Below are 16,660 nucleotides of genomic sequence, written 5' to 3'. Positions count from 1 at the left end.
TTTGGCATCGGGGTCAGTTGTCAAGCTGGTTAAAGTAGGATGGAAAATGACAGAAAACAAAAAAAAGCCGAACCCCATCGACATTCACGTCGGGAGTCGGATCAGGTTGCGCCGTACCATGTTGGGCATGAGCCAGGAAAAGCTTGGCGAGAGCCTTGGGATCACATTCCAGCAGATCCAGAAATACGAAAAGGGCACCAATCGCGTCGGTGCCAGCCGTCTCCAGAACATTTCGACGATCCTGAACGTCCCGGTTTCCTTCTTCTTCGAGGATGCGCCAGGCGATCAGGGGCCGAATGCTTCGGGGATGGCCGAAGCGTCGAGCTCCAGCTACGTGGTCGACTTTCTGTCGTCCTCGGAAGGTCTCCAGCTCAACCGCGCTTTTGTCAAGATCGGAGACGCGAAAGTACGCCGCAAACTGGTCGACCTCGTCAAGTCGCTGGCCGAGGAAGCCGAATAGGGCTTTTCGCGCGCAGGAACACCGCCCGGAAGGCACCAGACTGCCTTCCGGGCCGTTTTCGTGCGTTTTTTCCGCGTTTTCGCGGGATATAAAGATATAGTTATATTGTTGTGCGCTTGTCATTTCGCGGCGAAGCGTCTAACAAAATCGGGCCAATTTCTATGTGGGGAATCCCGATGCGCACCAACTACTTCTTCACCAGCGAATCCGTCTCCGAAGGACATCCCGACAAGGTCTGTGACCGGATTTCTGATGAGATCGTCGACCTGATCTACCGGGAGGCGGTCAAGACCGGGGTTGACCCGTGGTCGGTCCGGGTCGCCTGCGAGACGCTGGCGACGACCAACCGGGTGGTCATCGCGGGCGAGGTGCGCTTGCCGCCGAGCCTGATGAAGAAGGACAAGAACGGCAACGAGATCGTCAACCCCTCGCGCTTCAAGTCCGCCGCGCGCCGGGCGATCCGCAATATCGGCTACGAGCAGGACGGTTTTCACTGGAAGACGGTGCGCATCGACGTGCTGCTGCATGCGCAGTCGGCGCATATCGCCCAAGGGGTCGACAATGCTTCCGACAGGCAGGGCGACGAGGGCGCGGGCGACCAGGGCATCATGTTCGGCTTCGCCTGCCGGGAGACGCCGGAACTGATGCCGGCGCCGATCTACTATGCCCACCGTATCCTCCAGACGCTTTCCGAGGCCCGTAAGGCCGGCGAGGGCGAGGTCGCGCTTCTGGGTCCTGATGCCAAGAGCCAGGTGACCGTGCGCTACCATAACGGCAAGGCCGCCGAGGTGACCTCGATCGTGCTGTCGACGCAGCATCTGGACGAAAGCTGGGATTCGGCGAAGGTGCGGGACGTCGTCGAGCCCTATATCCGCGAGGCGCTGGGCGAGTTGCCGATCTCCGATGACTGCGTCTGGTACATCAACCCGACCGGCAAGTTCGTCATCGGCGGTCCGGACGGCGATGCAGGTCTGACCGGCCGCAAGATCATCGTCGACACCTATGGCGGGGCCGCGCCCCATGGCGGCGGGGCGTTTTCCGGCAAGGACACGACCAAGGTGGACCGCTCGGCCGCCTATGCCGCGCGCTATCTCGCCAAGAACGTGGTGGCCGCCAATCTTGCGGAAAAATGCACGATCCAGCTGGCCTATGCCATCGGCGTGTCGCAGCCGCTGTCCATCTATGTCGATCTGCACGGAACCGGCAAGATCAAGGAGGAAGAGGTGGAGAAGGCGATCCGCGCGACCATGGACCTCTCGCCTTCCGGCATCCGTCGCCATCTGAACCTCAACAAGCCGATCTATGCCAAGACCTCGGCCTATGGGCATTTCGGCCGCAAGGCCGGCCGTGACGGGTCGTTCTCCTGGGAGCGGCTCGATCTGGTGCGCCCGTTGAAACAGGCCCTGAAGAACTGATCGCCGCCGTGAGCGAGAATTCCCAACACGAGGCCGGCAAGGCCTTCTTCGGTCGGCGCAAGGGCAAGCCCCTGCGTGACCGGCAGGCGCGCAATCTTGCCGAGGTGCTGCCGGCGCTGGCGATTGACCCTTCTGGTCCGTCGCCCGATGATCTGCGCTCGCTCTTTGCCGCCGAGGTGAATACGCTTCGCCTGGAGATCGGCTTCGGCGGCGGCGAGCATCTGCTGCATCGCGTGCGCGAGGAGCCGGCGACCGGCTTCATCGGCATCGAGCCCTTCGTCAATTCCATGGCGAAGCTCCTAGGCCAGGTCGAAGGGGCCGAACCGGACAATCTGCGGCTTTATGATGATGATGCCGTTGCCGTGCTCGACTGGCTGCCGGCGGCATCGCTGGACCAGATCGACCTGCTCTATCCCGATCCCTGGCCGAAACGCCGGCACTGGAAGCGCCGCTTCGTCTCGCAGGTCAATCTCGACCGGTTTCATCGCGTGCTGAAGCCCGGCGGCCGGTTCTGTTTCGCCTCCGATATCGACTCCTACATCAACTGGACATTGCTGCACTGCCGCCGGCATGGCGGTTTTTCCTGGCAGGCGCGGACGTCCGCCGACTGGCTGACGCCCTACGAGAACTGGCCGGGAACGCGCTATGAGGCAAAGGCGCGCCGCGAGGGACGCTCAAGCGCCTATCTGACGTTTCTGAAGATCTGAGAGGACAGGACGGCCTCAACTCAGTGGAGCGTGACGGTCCTGAGCTCTTCTTCCATGGCCTTGAAGAAGATGCTGGTGCGGTTTTCCGTGAGCAGCAGCAACGTGCCATCGGCGCCGAAAAGGGCCCACAGCTTCTCGGCAGTCTTCACGCCTTCGGCATCGGGAAAATGCTTGAGCGCTTCTTCCCGTTCGAAGGCGCGGTAATAGCCGAGGCGGCCGGCGCCGAAGGCGGCGAGCTGGTCGGAATTGAGGAAGGTTGCCGCGGACGGGAATTTCATGGTGTCAGGCTGCCTTGTCTTGAGCGAGGGGGAACGCGAGCTTCGGCCTTTTCCTGCGCCAAGGTTCCGAAGCTTGTGTTTTCAAAGGCTATTCTGAAACCGAAATCTTAATTTTTCGTACCTCCTGGGGACGTCGCGCGATGTCGATGGCAAGAAGGCCGCGGTCGAGCGTCGCGCCGACGACCTCCATCCCGTCGGCAAGGGCGAACTGGCGGCGGAACTGCCGCCCGGCAATGCCGCGAAACAGGTATTCCCCGCTTTCGCGCTCCTCCCTGTTGCCGCTGACGATCAGGACATTGTCCTCGGCCACGGCGTCGAGCTCGCTTTCATCGAAACCGGCGACGGCCAGCGTGATCCGCAAGAACACGCCCGAAGGCTCCTCGGGAAACCACTCGACGTCGAAGGGCGGGTAGCCGGACGCGCCCTTGAACGCGGCGTCCTCGGCGCGATTGTGCAGCATCCTCGGATTGATGCGCAGATCGATTCTCGGCATGGGGCGGCTCCGTTTCTCTTCTGCGATATGGGGCATGGTCGCACACCTGGCAAGGCTGCGCCTGCTTGACAAGCGCCGGGCCAGTCTCCATTCCGAACATCTCGGATTTCATGTAGGCAGAGACGAAGAAAATGTGCGCACGAAAAATCATCATCGACACCGACCCCGGGCAGGATGACGCCGCCGCGATCATGCTGGCGCTGGCGAGCCCCGAGGAGATCGATGTTCTCGGAATCACCGCCGTTGCCGGCAATGTGCCTCTGGCGCTGACGGAGCGCAACGCGCGCATCATCTGCGAGCTCTCGGGCCGGCCGGACATGAAGGTCTTCGCCGGCTGCGACCGGCCGATGCACCGCCCGCTGGTGACGGCCGAGCATGTCCACGGCAAGACCGGTCTCGACGGCCCTGACCTCGCCGAGCCGAAGATGGCGCTGCAGCCAATGCATGCGGTCGACTTCATTATCGAGACGCTGAGGCGCGAACCGGAAAAGACCGTGACGCTCTGCACGCTCGGCCCGCTCACCAATGTGGCGACGGCCTTCGAGAAAGCGCCCGACATCATCGGCCGGGTGCAGGAGATCGTGATGATGGGCGGCGGCTATTTCGAGGGCGGCAACATCACGCCGTCGGCCGAGTTCAATATCTATGTCGACCCGGAAGCAGCCAAGGCCGTGTTCGCCGCCGGCATCCCGATCGTGATGATGCCGCTCGACGTCACCCATCAGCTGCTCTGCCTGAAGGAACGCGTCGACCGGATCGACGCGATCGGCCGCCCGGCCGCCCAGGCGATGGCGGCGATGCTGCGGTTCTACGAGCGTTTCGACGTCGAGAAATACGGCTCTGACGGCGGCCCGCTGCATGACCCTTCGGTGACCGCCTATCTGTTGAAGCCTGAACTTTTCTCCGGCCGCGAATGCAATGTCGAGATCGAGACCGGTTCCGAGCTGACGCTCGGCGAAACGGTGATCGACTGGTGGCATGTGACCGACCGCAAGAGGAACGCGCTGGTGATCGGCAAGGCCGATGCGGCGGGCTTCTTCGCCCTGCTGACGGAGCGCCTGGCGCGGCTTTGAGGCGCTGCATGCCGGCCTTCGGGCCGGCAGCTCTCGTTTGCCGCCGCGCGGTCGGCGGCTACAGCCGCGCTGTCACCTCATCCGCCGTCGGGATCGAGGGTTGTGCGCCGGGCTTGAGGCAGGCAAGCGCGCCCGCGACCGAGGCGCGGTGGGCCGCGGCCTCGAAGGAAAGGCCCTGTTCCAGCCCGCTCGCCAGATAGCCGCAAAAGGTGTCGCCGGCGCCGACCGTGTCGACCGGATCGATCTTCAGCGCGTCGATCCTGAAAAACGCGCCTTCATGCATCGCGATCACCCCGTCGCCGCCAAGGGTGATCACCATGGTCTGGCCGGTCTTGTCGTGATGGGTTTTCAGCATCGCGATCCGGCCCTCGCTGCCCAGCTCCTCGGCGCCGACCAGGCGTTCGAACTCGGTCTCGTTGGCGATGACGATATCGGCGAGCGCTCCCAGCGCGGCGGCCTCCGGCGTCAGCGGCGCGGTGTTCAGGACCGAGGTCACGCCCTTCCTGCGCGCCGCCTCAAGCGCCGCGCGGATGGCGGGGGCGGGGACCTCGAGCTGCAGCATCAGCAGGTCGCCGGGTGACATCCGCCCGACTGCCGCCAGCGCGTCCTCTTCGGTCAGCGTGCCATTGGCGGCGGCGTTTATGACGATCACGTTCTCGCCGTCGCCGCCGACGAGGATCATCGCCGTGCCGGTCGGTCCGTCCGTGGTCTTGAGAAATGACAGGTCGACCCCGGCCTCCGACAGAAGCGCCGTTGCCGGCGTGGCGAATTCATCGCTGCCGACCGCGCCGGCCATGGCGACGGCGGAACCCGCGCGCCGCGCGGCGAGCGCCTGGTTTGCGCCCTTGCCGCCCGGCGCGGTGGAAAAGGAGGTGCCGGTCACGGTTTCGCCCGGTTCCGGCAGGCGTTCGGTGGTGCTGATAAGGTCCATGTTGATGGAACCGAAAACCGTGATCATCGCAGTCTCTCCTCTTTCCCGGGCCTTTGCCGGCAATGATGGCCCTCGGGCCGCGCGTTCATCGAGGGTTTTAGTGACAAGATCAGGCCGTGACAATCAGTCCTCGTCGACGACGCGCAGTTTCATCCGCCCGGCGCCGGAAGGGGGCGGGTCGTTGTCGTCGCGCGGGGCAAGGGGGCGCTCGCCGTTTCCGGCCTGCTTTTCGCCGCGCGTCTCGAATTCCAGCGCGCCGATTCGCTCTCCGCGCCGGGCGATCTTGCCGGTGGAGACCCTGATCTGTTCGACATCCTGCCGCGCCTGCGAGAAATGGCTGTTGAGCTTCTCGACACGCTCGTTCAGCCGGCCGAGATCGCCGATCAGATGGGCGACCTCGCCCTGGATCAGATGCGCCTGCTCGCGCATGCGCTGGTCCTTCATCACTGCCTGCACCACCTGGATGGAGAGCAGCAGAAGCGTCGGCGAGACGATCACCACGCGCGCGGCATGGGCGCGCTGCACGCTTGCCTCGAAATGTTCATGGATATCGGCGAAGATCGATTCGGACGGCACGAACAGGAAGGCGGTGTCCTGGGTTTCGCCCGGCAGAAGATACTTTCCGGCGATGTCGCGGATATGGGTCTCCAGATCGCGGCGGAAACGCTGGCCGGCGGCGCGTCTTGCGTCATCCTCCTCAGCGTCGCGCATCGTGTTCCATGATTCCAGCGGAAATTTCGCATCGATGATCAGCGGCGGCGCGCCGTTCGGCATGTCGATCACGCAGTCCGGCCGCGTGCCGTTGGAAAGCGTTGCCTGAAACCGGAAGGTGCCGGAGGGCAGGGCGTCGGCGATGATCGCCTCCATCCGCCCCTGGCCGAAAGCGCCGCGCGTCTGCTTGTTGGCGAGGATCGCCTGCAGGCCGACCACGTCCTTGGCGAGCGACTGGATATTGTTTTGCGCGGCGTCGATCACGGCAAGCCGCTCCTGCAGCCGGCGCAGATTTTCATGCGTCGTCTGGTGCTGCTGGTGCAGCGTCGATCCGATGCGCTGCGAGAGGCCGTCGAGACGGGAGCCGAGCGCGGCGTTGAGCTCCGACTGGCGGCTGCCGAACAGTTCCGCCATCGTCGCCATCCGTCCCTGCATTTCCGTTTGCGCACGAACCAGATTGTGCAATTCGCGCTCAAGCGCGGCCGAGCGTCGGCTCGAGCCGGATCTGAGCGCCAGCGTGAGCGCCGCTCCGGCGAGCAGCAGGGCCACAGCCCCGGCCAGAACAATGACCGGGTCCGCCGCCGCGATTGCATTCATCAGTCTGTCCATCAGGCGCCCTCTCTTGAATCGAGACCAGCATAGAATTATCTGGGAGAAAGATCAAAACAAGAACATTGTTATTTTGTCCGCCGCTGAACCGCGCGAAGGGCGTGCGGTGGAACGAAACCGTTTCCTCTTTCGCCAACATGCGCTATCAGAGCCCCATGACAACGATGCCTTTGATAATTCTGCCGGACCCGCTGCTGCGCAAGGTCTCCGAACCGGTCGAACGCATAGACGACGACCTGAAGAAACTCGCCGCAGACATGCTGGAAACGATGTATGAGGCGCCCGGCATCGGGCTTGCCGCCATACAGGTCGGCGTGCCGCGGCGCATGCTGGTGGTCGACGTCGCCAGCAGGGACGAGGAAGAGGGCGAAGACGAAGGAGAGCGGAAGAAGAACCCGCTTGTCGTCATCAACCCGACCATCCTGACCGCCTCCGACGAACGCTCGGTCTATGAGGAAGGCTGCCTGTCGATTCCCGAATTCTTCGCCGAGGTCGAGCGCCCGGCGCGCGTCAAGGTGCGCTATACCGATCTTGACGGCAAGGAACAGGAGATCGACGCCGACGGCCTGCTTTCCACCTGCCTGCAGCACGAGATCGATCATCTGGATGGCGCGCTGTTCATCGACTATCTCTCGCGGCTGAAGCGCGACAGGGTGATCAAGCGCTTCACCAAGGCATCGCGCCAGCAGAAGATGTAGGCCCCGGTTTTTGCTCCGGGCCGCTCACCATCGCGAAAGGAGACAGCATGGCGCTCAGGATTATCTTCATGGGAACGCCGGATTTCTCCGTGCCGACCTTGCGGGCGCTGGTGGAGGCCGAGCACGAGATCGCCGCCGTCTACACGCAGCCGCCGCGCGCGGCGGGCCGGCGCGGCCTCGCGGAAGTCAAGTCGCCGGTGCATCAGGCGGCGGAGCTTCTCGGTCTTCAGGTCCGCACGCCGGTCAATTTCAGGCAGGAGGAGGATCGCGCGGCGTTCCGCGGGCTTAATGCCGATGTCGCCGTGGTGGTCGCCTACGGGCTTCTCCTGCCGGAGGCGATACTGACCGGAACGCGGCTCGGCGCCTATAACGGCCATGCCTCGCTTCTGCCGCGCTGGCGCGGGGCGGCGCCCATCCAGCGCGCCATCATGGCCGGCGATGCGGAGACCGGCATGATGATCATGAAGATGGACAAGGGGCTCGACACCGGACCGGTGGCGCTGACCGGAAAGGTCGCGATCGGCGAGAACATGACCGCCGGCGAGCTGCATGACCGGCTGATGCAGAAGGGCGCGTCGCTGATGGCGGATGCGATGGTCAAGCTGGAAGACGGCGACCTGCCGCTGGCCCCGCAGGCCGAAGACGGCGTGACCTATGCGAGGAAGATCGAGAAAGCCGAGACCCGGATCGATTTCTCCCGGCCGGCGACCGAGGTTCACAACCACATTCGCGGCCTTGCCCCTTTCCCCGGGGCCTGGACGGAAATCCCGACGGAGAAGCGCGCGGAGCGGGTGAAGGTGCATGAAAGCCGCATCGGCGCGGGGGCGGGGCCGGCGGGTACCGTGCTTGACGCAGAACCGCTCACCATTGCCTGCGGTGATGGCGCGGTCCGGCTCGCGCGGCTGCAGAAGGCCGGCGGCAAGGTGCTGGACGCGGCCGATTTTCTGCGCGGCAATGCGTTGCCCGCCGGATCGGTCATCGCCTGATGCCGCGTTACCGCTGCACGGTCGAATATGACGGCACGGCCTATGTCGGCTGGCAGCGCCAGGCGACCGGCCGCTCCGTCCAGGGCGCGCTGGAAGAGGCCGTCAAAGGCTTTTCCGGCGAGGATGTGTCGATCCGCGGCGCGGGGCGGACGGATTCCGGGGTGCACGCTCTTGGCCAGGTCACCCATTTCGACCTTGAGCGGACCTGGAGCGAATTCACCCTGCTCAATGCGGTGAACGCCCATCTCCGCCTGGCGCGTGACGGTATTGCCGTGACCGAGGTGAGCGAGGTTGGCGATGATTTCGACGCGCGCTTTTCCGCCGTCAAGAGACATTACCTTTATCGCATCATCAACCGCCGGGCCCACCTGGCGGTCGAATTCAAACGGGCCTGGTGGGTGCCGCGCCCGCTCGACCACGCTCTGATGCACGAGGCCGCGCAGCGCCTCGTCGGCCGGCATGATTTCACCACCTTCCGCTCGGTCCAGTGCCAGGCGAAGTCCCCGGTGCGCACGCTGGACCGGCTCGATGTCACCCGCTTGGGCGATGTCATCGAGATACGCGCCTCGGCGCAGAGCTTCCTGCACAACCAGATCCGCTCCTTTGCCGGCACGCTGAAGCTCGTCGGCGAGGGCAAGATGAGCGTCGAGGACGTTCAGGCGGCGCTTGAAGCCCGCGACCGGCGGGCCTGCGGAACTGTCGCCCCGCCCGAAGGGCTTTTTTTCATGCAGGTCGACTATCCGTAAGCGGAAAGCTGGGTTGCATTCGCCGGCAGTCACATGTATCAATAATTCCAGATTTATGGATATATTGGAGGCCCTGATGCCGGTGACCATCTATCACAACCCCAATTGCGGCACCTCGCGCAACGTCCTGGCGATGATCCGCCAGTCGGGCGAGGAGCCGGAGATCATCGAATATCTGAAGACGCCGCCGACGCGCGCGCGTCTTGTCGCGCTGATCGGCGAGATGGGGATTCCGGTGCGCGATCTCTTGCGCCGCAAGGGAACGCCCTATGATGACCTCGGCCTCGACGATCCGGCGCTTTCCGATGAGGCGCTGATCGACGCGATGATGGAGCATCCGATCCTGATCAACCGGCCGATCGTGGTGACGGCCAAGGGGACGAAACTCTGCCGCCCGTCGGAGACCGTGCTGGAGATCCTGGATAATCCGGATATTGGCGGGTTTTCGAAGGAGGATGGCGAGGTCGTCGTCCCGGCGAGGGACAAGTCCGCATGAACCTGCCGGAAGATAACGACATGCCGCAGCTGGATCGGGAAGCTTTCCGGCCGATCGACCGGACGCGGCTTTTTGCCGCGGACGACCTTTCGCATCCGCCGCGCATCCTGATGCTTTACGGCTCGCTGCGCGAGCGCTCCTATTCGCGGCTTTTGACGGAAGAGGCCGCTCGGCTTCTGAAAGCCTATGGCGCCGATGTCCGCATTTTCGATCCGCATGGCCTGCCGCTGGTCGGTAGCGCGCCGGATGATCACCCGAAGGTGCAGGAACTCAGGAACCTGTCGATCTGGTCCGAGGCGCAGGTCTGGTGCTCGCCGGAACGTCACGGTGCGATGAGCTCGGTGATGAAGACGCAGATCGACTGGCTGCCGCTGTCCTCCGGGGCGGTACGGCCGACCCAGGGCAGGGTGCTGGCGCTGATGCAGGTCTGCGGCGGCTCGCAGAGCTTCAACACGGTCAACCAGCTGCGCATTCTCGGCCGCTGGATGCGGATGGTCACCATTCCCAACCAGTCCTCGGTCCCCAAGGCCTTCACCGAATTCGACGAGGCCGGCCGGATGAAGCCGTCCGCCTATTACCGCCGCGTCGTCGACGTGATGGAGGAGCTGATGAAGTTCACGCTGCTCCTGCGCGGACGCAGCGATTACCTGACCGAACGCTATTCGGAACGGGTGGAGAGCGCCGCGGAACTGTCAAAGCGGGTCAATCAGCGGGCGCTGTAATGTACTTTGAAATTTTTGCGACTATCAATCTCCCCTCCAGGGGGGAGATGTCGCGAACGCGACAGAGGGGGGTAACAGACCTCACCTCCGGCGCAGCGCTTTGGTGCACGCTCCACCCCCCTCTGCCCCTGTCGGGGCATCTCCCCCTCAAGGGGGGAGATTGAGTCATGGGGCAGCCATCCGGGCAAGTCCCGCTTCAGTTCGGATCGAAACTCTGGCCGGCCACGCAGGCGATTTGGGCGGCATTCGGCTGGGTCGGGAGGAGCGAATAGGCGGCGCGCTCGTTGCGGCTCTCGCAGATCGGACGTTCGATGGTGGAGAAGCCCTTGTCGGCCAGGCAGCGGTTGATGACGCGGTTTCGAAGCTTCTCATTGGTATCGTAGCTGTAGCTGGAGACGGGCGTGGTGTAGCCGCCGACTTCGCCGCAGATCGTGTTCTCGCCATCGGTGTTGCAATCGATGACGCCGGGCACGCTGTAGCCGCCGGTCACTTCCGTGACCATGTTCTGCGGCACGTCCTTCAGCGCCTGGATGAAGCACTGATCATAGGCCTGCTGGCGCTCGGCGCGGGTGCTGTCCTCCTTGTAGAGCACGTCGATCGGCCCCGACTGGCAGCCGGCCAGCGCCGCAAGCACGACGAAGGATAAGATTGTCTTTGTTTTCATGTCCTTGCCCCCCCAGGGATGCTTCGCGGCTACGATTGCGGCAGGCGGACATCCTGTCAAGCCGGAACAGTCTCAGCCGCCCATGATATAGCGCGTGCCGATATCCGTGATGAGAAGCGCGGTGATTGCCGAGGCGATGATGGCCGCAGCCGTGGGCAGCGCCTTCTCGTTCATCAGCAGGTAGACGATCCGGATCTCGACGAGGAAGGCGGCGAGCACGACGGCCTGGAACACGAGCAGCAATATGCTGCCAAGCGGCTGCAGGCCGGTCGCGATCAGCAGGATCGCGAGCGCGGCGAAGATATTGATCGGTAGGCTCATCCAGTTGGTGGCGACCACGATCTTCAGGAAGGAGCGGGGCATGCCGGAGACCATGCAGACGAGCCCCAGCACCACCAGCGGCCCCATCCATCCAAGCCCCTGGACAAGCGCGCTTCTGAAGATCTCGCGGGCGCCGACGGGGATGGTCCGGGGAACGAGCACGGAGAGGCTGACGAGTTCGCTCGCGACCATGAAGGGGAAGGAAAAGGCAAGCGCCCAGAACGAACGCGCCAGGCCGCGTTCGGTGAAATCGAGATAGCGCGTATGGGCGGGATCGCCCTTGATCAGCAGCCACAGGCCGCGCATGTAAAACAGGATTTCACCGGGCATCGGCAAGGGCGAACCACCTTTCGATGAAATGTCCGTATATGTCGGTCAGCATTTCCAGGTCGGCGACCGGCACATGCTCGTCCACCTTGTGCATGGTCTGGCCGACAAGGCCGAACTCGACCACCGGGCAGTAATCCTTGATGAAGCGCGCATCCGAGGTGCCGCCGGTGGTCGAAAGCGCCGGCCGCCGGCCGGTCACGGTCTCGACGGCCGCGGCGAGGCTGCCCGAAAGGCGCTCGTTGCGGGTGAGGAATACCGGGCTGACGCGGCCGAGCCATTCGAGCGAAAACAGCGCCGGCGCGCGGCCCGGCCTCAGCTTCCCGTCGGCGGCCGCCTGGTTCAGCCGGGACGTCAGTTCATCCTTCAGCGTCTCCTCGCTCCACAGGTCGTTGAAGCGGATGTTGAAGGTCGCCGAAACGCTTTCGGGAATGACGTTGGTGGCTGCGTTGCCGGTGTCGACCGAGGTTACTTCCAGGTTGGACGGTGGAAAGAGGTCTGTGCCGTGGTCGAGCGGCTCGCCCATCAGGGCGTCCAGCATCGCCGTCATGGCGCGAAGCGGATTGTCGGCAAGATGCGGATAGGCCACATGGCCCTGCGTGCCGGTGACGGTCAGCCTGCCGGTCAGCGATCCCCGGCGACCGACCTTGATCATGTCGCCGAGCGTATCGGGATTGGTCGGCTCGCCGACAAGGGCGGCATCCCATTGCTCGCCGCGCGCTCTCGCCCATTCAAGCAGTTTTTCCGTGCCGTTGATGCCGGGACCCTCCTCGTCGCCGGTGATCAGCAGCGAGACGGAGCCGGAAAGCCGTTGGCCCCCGTCGAGAAGCCGGGCAAGCGCCGCGATGAAGCAGGCGATCCCGCCTTTCATGTCCACCGCGCCGCGCCCGAACAGGAGCCCGTCTGCGATCTCGCCGGAAAAGGGCGGATGGCGCCAGGAGGCCGCGTTTCCGGGCGGCACCACATCCGTATGGCCGGCAAACATCAGGTGCGGGCCGGAGGTCCCGAGCCGCGCATAGAGGTTTTCCACGTCGGGCGTTCCGTCCGTGTGACCGGTCATCCGCTCGACCGAGAAGCCGAGCGGCGTCAGCATCGCCTCCAGGGCCGACAACGCCCCGCCTTCCTCCGGCGTAACCGAAGGGCAGCGGACAAGCGTTTGCAGGACGGAGACGGGATCGGAGAGCTTCATAGGGAAATATCTAGATGTTTTTTCGGCCGTTGCGAGGGCTTGGCAGGCGCCGCGCGGTGTTTTTCCGGCGGCGCCTTCTGGCTTTTCGCCTTTATCAGTCGCGCAGAAGCTCGTTGATACCGGTCTTGGAGCGCGTGCGCTCGTCGACGCGCTTGACGATGACGGCACAGTAGAGGCCCGGTCCCGGCGCGCCGTTGCCCATCGGCTTGGCGGCGGGCAGCGTGCCGGCGACGACGACGGAATAGGGCGGGATTTCGCCGAAGGTGATCTCGCCGGTGGCGCGATCGACGATCTTGGTCGACTTGCCGATATAGACGCCCATGCCGAGAACCGACCCCTCGCGCACGATGCAGCCTTCGACCACTTCCGAACGCGCGCCGATGAAGCAATTGTCCTCGATGATGGTCGGGCCGGCCTGCATCGGCTCCAGCACGCCGCCGATGCCGACGCCGCCGGAGAGGTGAACATTCTTGCCGATCTGGGCGCAGGAGCCGACGGTCGCCCAGGTGTCGACCATCGTGCCTTCATCGACATGGGCGCCGAGATTGACGAAGGAGGGCATCAGCACCACGCCGGGCGCGATATAGGCCGAGCGGCGCACGACGGCGTTCGGCACGGCGCGGAAGCCGGCGGCGCGGAACTGGTTGTCGCCCCAGCCCGCAAACTTGGAGGGCACCTTGTCCCACCAGGTGGCATCGCCCGGACCGCCCTTGACCACTTCCATGTCATTCAGGCGGAAGGAGAGCAGAACCGCCTTCTTCAGCCACTGGTTGACCTTCCAGGCGCCGTGTTCCTGCCGCTCGGCAACGCGTGCCTCGCCGCTGTCCAGCAGGTTGAGCGCATCCTCGACCGCTTCGCGCACTTCGCCCCTGGTCGAAACGGAGATTTCGGCGCGGTTTTCAAATGCGGTCTCGATGGTTTTTTCAAGCGATGCGTGGTCGGTCATGGGTCGTCCTTGTCAATGTCGCGCCGGGCGGCGCGGAAGAATCCGTCAAGCGTCTAGCTGTCCCACTGCTCTAGGCGAGGCGCGCCAGTGCGTCAATCTTTGCCGACGGCTTTGAGGTTCATCGGCGGAAAACGCAAATGCCCCCGCCGGGAGGCGAGGGCATGCCGATGAAGCGCATCGGACGCGACCGATGGAGACGGTCGAAAGAGCGTGTGCGGAATGTCTACCAGCGCATCGGGCGATCCGGCAGGTCGTCGACGGTGATCACCATGTCGCCGTTGCGGTCCATGCGGGAAAACATCTTCGCGGACAAGGCGGCGAATTCCTCCTGCGAGATCTGGCCGCTGCGATCACTGTCGGCGCGGACGAAGAAGACGCGCTGCATGGCGCCGTGATGATGGCCGTCCCATTTGCCCTGGCGACGTTCGCCATCGGGGCTCATCCTGCGGTCGCCGTCCTTCATGGCCATGCGCGGCCTCCAGCCGTCGCGGTTCTCGTTATTCCGCTCCTTCGCCATTGCGGCGCGGTCTTCGCCGCGCGCCCCGGGGCGGGGATTGGTCTTGCGGAGTTCGGCGATCTTCGCCTTGCGGGCGTCGGAAAATTCGCCGGGCGTGATCACGCCGTCGCCATTGACGTCAATCGCCGCGAAACGCCCGTTCTGGAAGGCGGCGACCTCCTCCTCCGTCACCGTTCCGTTCCTGTCGGCGTCGGCATTCTTCAAGAGGAAGATATAGCCGCGCTCGACGGGCGCGGGTCCGCGCATGTCGCGCGCCGCACCGGGCATGGCGGTCGCACCGAAGGCCAGTGTCGCGGTGAGTGCGGTCAGGGTCAGATGCTTCACGGTCATGGCTCAAATCCTCGTTTTGCCTTGATGACAAAATGAAGGTAGGCGAGCGCCGTCGCCAGGACGACTTAATTATCCGCAAGGTAGCTGAATTATCTGTAATTCATATTCCGTTCACCATGGAAGGCCAGCACGGCGCCGACAAAGCCCGTCAGATCCTCGGTGACATAGTCGATATGGGCGGTTTCGTCGTCCAGTCTTTCGAAGGCCTCGGCGAAGCCGTATTCCAGATTGGGCGGGACGATCAGCACGGTCTTCATGCCGAGCGCCTTCGGCTCCCTCAGATTGCGCGGCAGATCCTCGAACATGGCGGCGTGGTCCGTGTCCACGCCGGAGCGACGGAGGAATTTCGCATAGGCGTCGGCCTCGGGCTTGGGCGTGAAGCCGGCGGCCACAATGTCGAAGATATCGTCGAAATGATCGAGGATGCCGAGCGCCTCGGCGGTCTTTTGCGCGTGCGGCACGGAGCCGTTGGTGAAGATGAACTTGCGGCCCGGCAGCGCCTTGATCGCGGCGCCCAGGACCGGGTTCGGCTCGAGCACGGAATAGTCGATCTCGTGCGCCTTCTTAAGAAAGTCGTTGGGATCGATGTCGTGATTGATCATCAGCCCCTGCAGCGTCGTGCCGTGGTCGCGGTAATAGCTCTTCTGCAACACGCGCGCTTCGTCTTCCGGCAGAGACAGAAGCTTTGAAACATAGGCGGTCATGTTGCGATCGACCTGGGCGAAGAGGTCGACATGGTGCGGGTAGAGCGTGTTGTCGAGATCGAAGACCCAGTCACGGATCGTCATGAAATCGGCGGCGTCGGGATGTGTTTTCGTCATGGTTCGCTTATGGCAGAGCCGGCGCGGGAAGGGAACTGATTTCCGTCAAGGACAGGGCGTCCTGCTTCCGGGTCCGGCGAGACTGTGCTAAGCCGAAGCCATGAACACCGGATCGATCAGCTTTTCGCCTTGCGGCGCGATCATCCTGCAGGACAGAAAGCGCCTGCCGGCCCGGTTCTTCGCGAATTTCTGCAAGACCGCCTGCGGCAGGCTTCGAGCGAGCACGAACTGAGCTTTCGTCTTTTCGGTTTTCGTCTCGCAAGGTCTTCATCCCATGGAACTCTGGATCGGCATAACCTTCGCCGCCGCCTTTCTGCAGAACATGCGCTCCACGCTTCAGAAATATCTGAAGGGCCGCATGGCCACGCTCGGCTCCACCTTTACCCGTTTCGGCTTCGGCCTGCCCTTTGCCGCGCTCTATTTCGCTTTCCTCGCCTACGGTCTCGACCGGCCGGTGCCGGCGGCGAACGGCGACTTCGCCTTCTGGGCGCTGATCGGCGCCATCGGCCAGATCGGCGCCACTTTCCTTCTCGTCTATCTGTTCTCCTTCCGCAATTTCGTGGTTGGAACGGCCTATTCGCGCACCGAGCCGGCGCAGGCGGCGGTCCTCGCCTTCGTCTTCTTCGGCGCAACCATATCCTTCGCCGCGATCGCGGCCATCCTCATCTCGATCGCCGGCGTCATGCTGATCTCGCTGTCGCGCAATGACATGGGCTTTGGCGGTCTCGTTCGCGGACTTCTGACCCGCACGGCGCTGGTCGGCATCGCATCGGGCACGCTGTTCGGGCTTTCTGCGGTCTCCTACCGCGCGGCGTCTCTGGCGCTCGCGCCGAGCCTGCCGCAGCCCGACGCGATCATGCAGGCCGCCTTCACGCTGGTCATCGTCATCGCGGTTCAGACGGTCGCCATGCTCGTCTACATGCTGGCTTTCGATCGCGCCGAGCTGGCCAAGGTGGCAAGAGCCTGGCGGCCGGCGCTCGCGGTCGGCTTCGTCGGCGCGACGGCCTCCTTTGGCTGGTTCATCGCCATGACCCTGCAGCAGGCGGCGATCGTCAAGGCGGTGGCGCAGGTGGAGATGCTGTTCTCCTTCGCTACCTCGGTCCTCGTCTTCAAGGAGAGGATGACCGGGGCCGAGGCGCTTGGCTGCGCGCTCGTCGTGCTCGGCGTGCTGACGCTGCTTCTGGCATAGCCGCGATTGACTTGTCGGCCGCGAGCGGCAA

The 16,660-nt window shown here is 64.0% G+C and carries 20 protein-coding genes; 10 read left to right on the top strand and 10 right to left on the bottom strand.

Annotated features, from left to right (window positions below):
* Window positions 1-46 precede the first annotated feature (46 nt).
* From AZF01_RS12620 to AZF01_RS12610, 3 genes are all read left to right on the top strand, one after another.
* A complete protein-coding gene (locus AZF01_RS12620) occupies window positions 47-460 on the top strand; it encodes a helix-turn-helix domain-containing protein (RefSeq protein WP_024708300.1) in 414 nt (137 codons plus the stop codon).
* A gap of 176 nt (window positions 461-636) precedes the next feature.
* A complete protein-coding gene (metK, locus tag AZF01_RS12615) occupies window positions 637-1,875 on the top strand; it encodes a methionine adenosyltransferase (protein WP_024708301.1) in 1,239 nt (412 codons plus the stop codon).
* An 8-nt stretch (window positions 1,876-1,883) separates the two neighbouring features.
* The gene (locus AZF01_RS12610) at window positions 1,884-2,582 is read left to right on the top strand and encodes a tRNA (guanosine(46)-N(7))-methyltransferase TrmB (protein WP_024708302.1); all 699 of its coding nucleotides are present in this window, start codon (window positions 1,884-1,886) and stop codon (window positions 2,580-2,582) included.
* Between the two features lie 20 nt (window positions 2,583-2,602).
* Here AZF01_RS12610 and AZF01_RS12605 read toward each other — a convergent pair whose 3' ends face one another.
* On the bottom strand, window positions 2,603-2,860 hold the full coding sequence (locus AZF01_RS12605) for a DUF1150 family protein (protein WP_024708303.1): 258 nt from the start codon (window positions 2,858-2,860) through the stop codon (window positions 2,603-2,605).
* Between the two features lie 88 nt (window positions 2,861-2,948).
* Entirely contained in the window at window positions 2,949-3,353 is a 405-nt protein-coding gene (locus AZF01_RS12600) for an Hsp20 family protein (RefSeq protein WP_024708304.1), read from the bottom strand.
* Between the two features lie 131 nt (window positions 3,354-3,484).
* Here AZF01_RS12600 and AZF01_RS12595 point away from each other — a divergent pair, with 131 nt between their 5' ends.
* Window positions 3,485-4,426, top strand: a complete 942-nt coding sequence (locus tag AZF01_RS12595) for a nucleoside hydrolase (protein WP_024708305.1) — start codon at window positions 3,485-3,487, stop codon at window positions 4,424-4,426.
* Between the two features lie 58 nt (window positions 4,427-4,484).
* On the opposite strand, the gene AZF01_RS12590 is transcribed toward AZF01_RS12595, so the two are convergent.
* Together AZF01_RS12590 and AZF01_RS12585 are read right to left on the bottom strand one after the other, a co-directional pair.
* Window positions 4,485-5,384 (bottom strand): ribokinase, encoded by a 900-nt coding sequence (locus AZF01_RS12590; protein ID WP_024708306.1) that lies wholly within the window; start codon window positions 5,382-5,384, stop codon window positions 4,485-4,487.
* Between the two features lie 96 nt (window positions 5,385-5,480).
* On the bottom strand, window positions 5,481-6,665 hold the full coding sequence (locus AZF01_RS12585; RefSeq protein WP_024708307.1) for a DNA recombination protein RmuC: 1,185 nt from the start codon (window positions 6,663-6,665) through the stop codon (window positions 5,481-5,483).
* Window positions 6,666-6,832: 167 nt separating this feature from the next.
* On the opposite strand from AZF01_RS12585, the gene def reads away from it, so the two are divergent.
* The 5 genes from def to arsH all read left to right on the top strand — a co-directional run bounded on the left by def (window position 6,833) and on the right by arsH (window position 10,325).
* Window positions 6,833-7,375 carry a peptide deformylase gene (gene def / locus AZF01_RS12580; RefSeq protein WP_024708308.1) on the top strand — a complete coding sequence of 181 codons (543 nt, stop codon included), beginning with the start codon at window positions 6,833-6,835 and terminating at the stop codon, window positions 7,373-7,375.
* 47 nt (window positions 7,376-7,422) lie between these two features.
* Window positions 7,423-8,361, top strand: coding sequence for a methionyl-tRNA formyltransferase (gene fmt, locus AZF01_RS12575; RefSeq protein WP_024708309.1), 939 nt, complete (start codon window positions 7,423-7,425; stop codon window positions 8,359-8,361).
* Window positions 8,361-9,107 carry a tRNA pseudouridine(38-40) synthase TruA gene (gene truA / locus AZF01_RS12570; RefSeq protein ID WP_024708310.1) on the top strand — a complete coding sequence of 249 codons (747 nt, stop codon included), beginning with the start codon at window positions 8,361-8,363 and terminating at the stop codon, window positions 9,105-9,107. The genes fmt and truA overlap by 1 nt, the downstream gene beginning before the upstream one ends.
* A gap of 76 nt (window positions 9,108-9,183) precedes the next feature.
* A complete protein-coding gene (gene arsC, locus AZF01_RS12565; RefSeq protein WP_024708311.1) occupies window positions 9,184-9,603 on the top strand; it encodes an arsenate reductase (glutaredoxin) in 420 nt (139 codons plus the stop codon).
* Window positions 9,600-10,325, top strand: a complete 726-nt coding sequence (gene arsH / locus AZF01_RS12560; RefSeq protein WP_024708312.1) for an arsenical resistance protein ArsH — start codon at window positions 9,600-9,602, stop codon at window positions 10,323-10,325. The genes arsC and arsH overlap by 4 nt, the downstream gene beginning before the upstream one ends.
* A gap of 196 nt (window positions 10,326-10,521) precedes the next feature.
* On the opposite strand, the gene AZF01_RS12555 is transcribed toward arsH, so the two are convergent.
* The 6 genes from AZF01_RS12555 to AZF01_RS12530 form a co-directional block, all read right to left on the bottom strand.
* Complete coding sequence (locus tag AZF01_RS12555) at window positions 10,522-10,989, bottom strand: hypothetical protein (RefSeq protein ID WP_024708313.1); 468 nt, start codon at window positions 10,987-10,989, stop codon at window positions 10,522-10,524.
* Between the two features lie 72 nt (window positions 10,990-11,061).
* The gene (locus tag AZF01_RS12550; RefSeq protein ID WP_152534532.1) at window positions 11,062-11,646 is read right to left on the bottom strand and encodes a hypothetical protein; all 585 of its coding nucleotides are present in this window, start codon (window positions 11,644-11,646) and stop codon (window positions 11,062-11,064) included.
* Window positions 11,630-12,826, bottom strand: coding sequence for a succinyl-diaminopimelate desuccinylase (gene dapE, locus AZF01_RS12545; RefSeq protein ID WP_024708315.1), 1,197 nt, complete (start codon window positions 12,824-12,826; stop codon window positions 11,630-11,632). The genes AZF01_RS12550 and dapE overlap by 17 nt, the downstream gene beginning before the upstream one ends.
* Before the next feature lie 94 nt (window positions 12,827-12,920).
* Complete coding sequence (gene dapD, locus AZF01_RS12540) at window positions 12,921-13,772, bottom strand: 2,3,4,5-tetrahydropyridine-2,6-dicarboxylate N-succinyltransferase (RefSeq protein WP_024708316.1); 852 nt, start codon at window positions 13,770-13,772, stop codon at window positions 12,921-12,923.
* Window positions 13,773-13,995: 223 nt separating this feature from the next.
* Window positions 13,996-14,619, bottom strand: a complete 624-nt coding sequence (locus AZF01_RS12535) for an EF-hand domain-containing protein (RefSeq protein WP_024708317.1) — start codon at window positions 14,617-14,619, stop codon at window positions 13,996-13,998.
* Between the two features lie 89 nt (window positions 14,620-14,708).
* Window positions 14,709-15,440: a pyrimidine 5'-nucleotidase gene (locus tag AZF01_RS12530; protein WP_024708318.1), complete on the bottom strand. Its 732-nt coding sequence runs from the start codon at window positions 15,438-15,440 to the stop codon at window positions 14,709-14,711.
* A gap of 274 nt (window positions 15,441-15,714) precedes the next feature.
* Between AZF01_RS12530 and AZF01_RS12525 the strand changes: the two genes are divergently transcribed.
* Complete coding sequence (locus AZF01_RS12525) at window positions 15,715-16,629, top strand: EamA family transporter (RefSeq protein ID WP_024708319.1); 915 nt, start codon at window positions 15,715-15,717, stop codon at window positions 16,627-16,629.
* Window positions 16,630-16,660: the final 31 nt, after the last annotated feature.

The organism is Martelella sp. AD-3 (genome assembly GCF_001578105.1).
GTDB lineage: Bacteria > Pseudomonadota > Alphaproteobacteria > Rhizobiales > Rhizobiaceae > Martelella.
This window is presented reverse-complemented; position numbering and strand designations above follow the sequence as displayed.

Excerpts from the sequence above, each read along its gene's own strand:
- AZF01_RS12620 (WP_024708300.1), top strand. The coding sequence starts at position 47 with ATGACAGAAAACAAAAAAAAGCCGAACCCCATCGACATTCACGTCGGG.
- metK (WP_024708301.1), top strand. The coding sequence starts at position 637 with ATGCGCACCAACTACTTCTTCACCAGCGAATCCGTCTCCGAAGGACAT.
- AZF01_RS12605 (WP_024708303.1), bottom strand. The coding sequence starts at position 2,860 with ATGAAATTCCCGTCCGCGGCAACCTTCCTCAATTCCGACCAGCTCGCC.
- AZF01_RS12600 (WP_024708304.1), bottom strand. The coding sequence starts at position 3,353 with ATGCCGAGAATCGATCTGCGCATCAATCCGAGGATGCTGCACAATCGC.
- AZF01_RS12595 (WP_024708305.1), top strand. The coding sequence starts at position 3,485 with ATGTGCGCACGAAAAATCATCATCGACACCGACCCCGGGCAGGATGAC.
- AZF01_RS12590 (WP_024708306.1), bottom strand. The coding sequence starts at position 5,384 with ATGATCACGGTTTTCGGTTCCATCAACATGGACCTTATCAGCACCACC.
- AZF01_RS12585 (WP_024708307.1), bottom strand. The coding sequence starts at position 6,665 with ATGAATGCAATCGCGGCGGCGGACCCGGTCATTGTTCTGGCCGGGGCT.
- def (WP_024708308.1), top strand. The coding sequence starts at position 6,833 with ATGACAACGATGCCTTTGATAATTCTGCCGGACCCGCTGCTGCGCAAG.
- fmt (WP_024708309.1), top strand. The coding sequence starts at position 7,423 with ATGGCGCTCAGGATTATCTTCATGGGAACGCCGGATTTCTCCGTGCCG.
- truA (WP_024708310.1), top strand. The coding sequence starts at position 8,361 with ATGCCGCGTTACCGCTGCACGGTCGAATATGACGGCACGGCCTATGTC.
- arsC (WP_024708311.1), top strand. The coding sequence starts at position 9,184 with ATGCCGGTGACCATCTATCACAACCCCAATTGCGGCACCTCGCGCAAC.
- arsH (WP_024708312.1), top strand. The coding sequence starts at position 9,600 with ATGAACCTGCCGGAAGATAACGACATGCCGCAGCTGGATCGGGAAGCT.
- AZF01_RS12555 (WP_024708313.1), bottom strand. The coding sequence starts at position 10,989 with ATGAAAACAAAGACAATCTTATCCTTCGTCGTGCTTGCGGCGCTGGCC.
- dapE (WP_024708315.1), bottom strand. The coding sequence starts at position 12,826 with ATGAAGCTCTCCGATCCCGTCTCCGTCCTGCAAACGCTTGTCCGCTGC.
- dapD (WP_024708316.1), bottom strand. The coding sequence starts at position 13,772 with ATGACCGACCACGCATCGCTTGAAAAAACCATCGAGACCGCATTTGAA.
- AZF01_RS12535 (WP_024708317.1), bottom strand. The coding sequence starts at position 14,619 with ATGACCGTGAAGCATCTGACCCTGACCGCACTCACCGCGACACTGGCC.
- AZF01_RS12530 (WP_024708318.1), bottom strand. The coding sequence starts at position 15,440 with ATGACGAAAACACATCCCGACGCCGCCGATTTCATGACGATCCGTGAC.
- AZF01_RS12525 (WP_024708319.1), top strand. The coding sequence starts at position 15,715 with ATGGAACTCTGGATCGGCATAACCTTCGCCGCCGCCTTTCTGCAGAAC.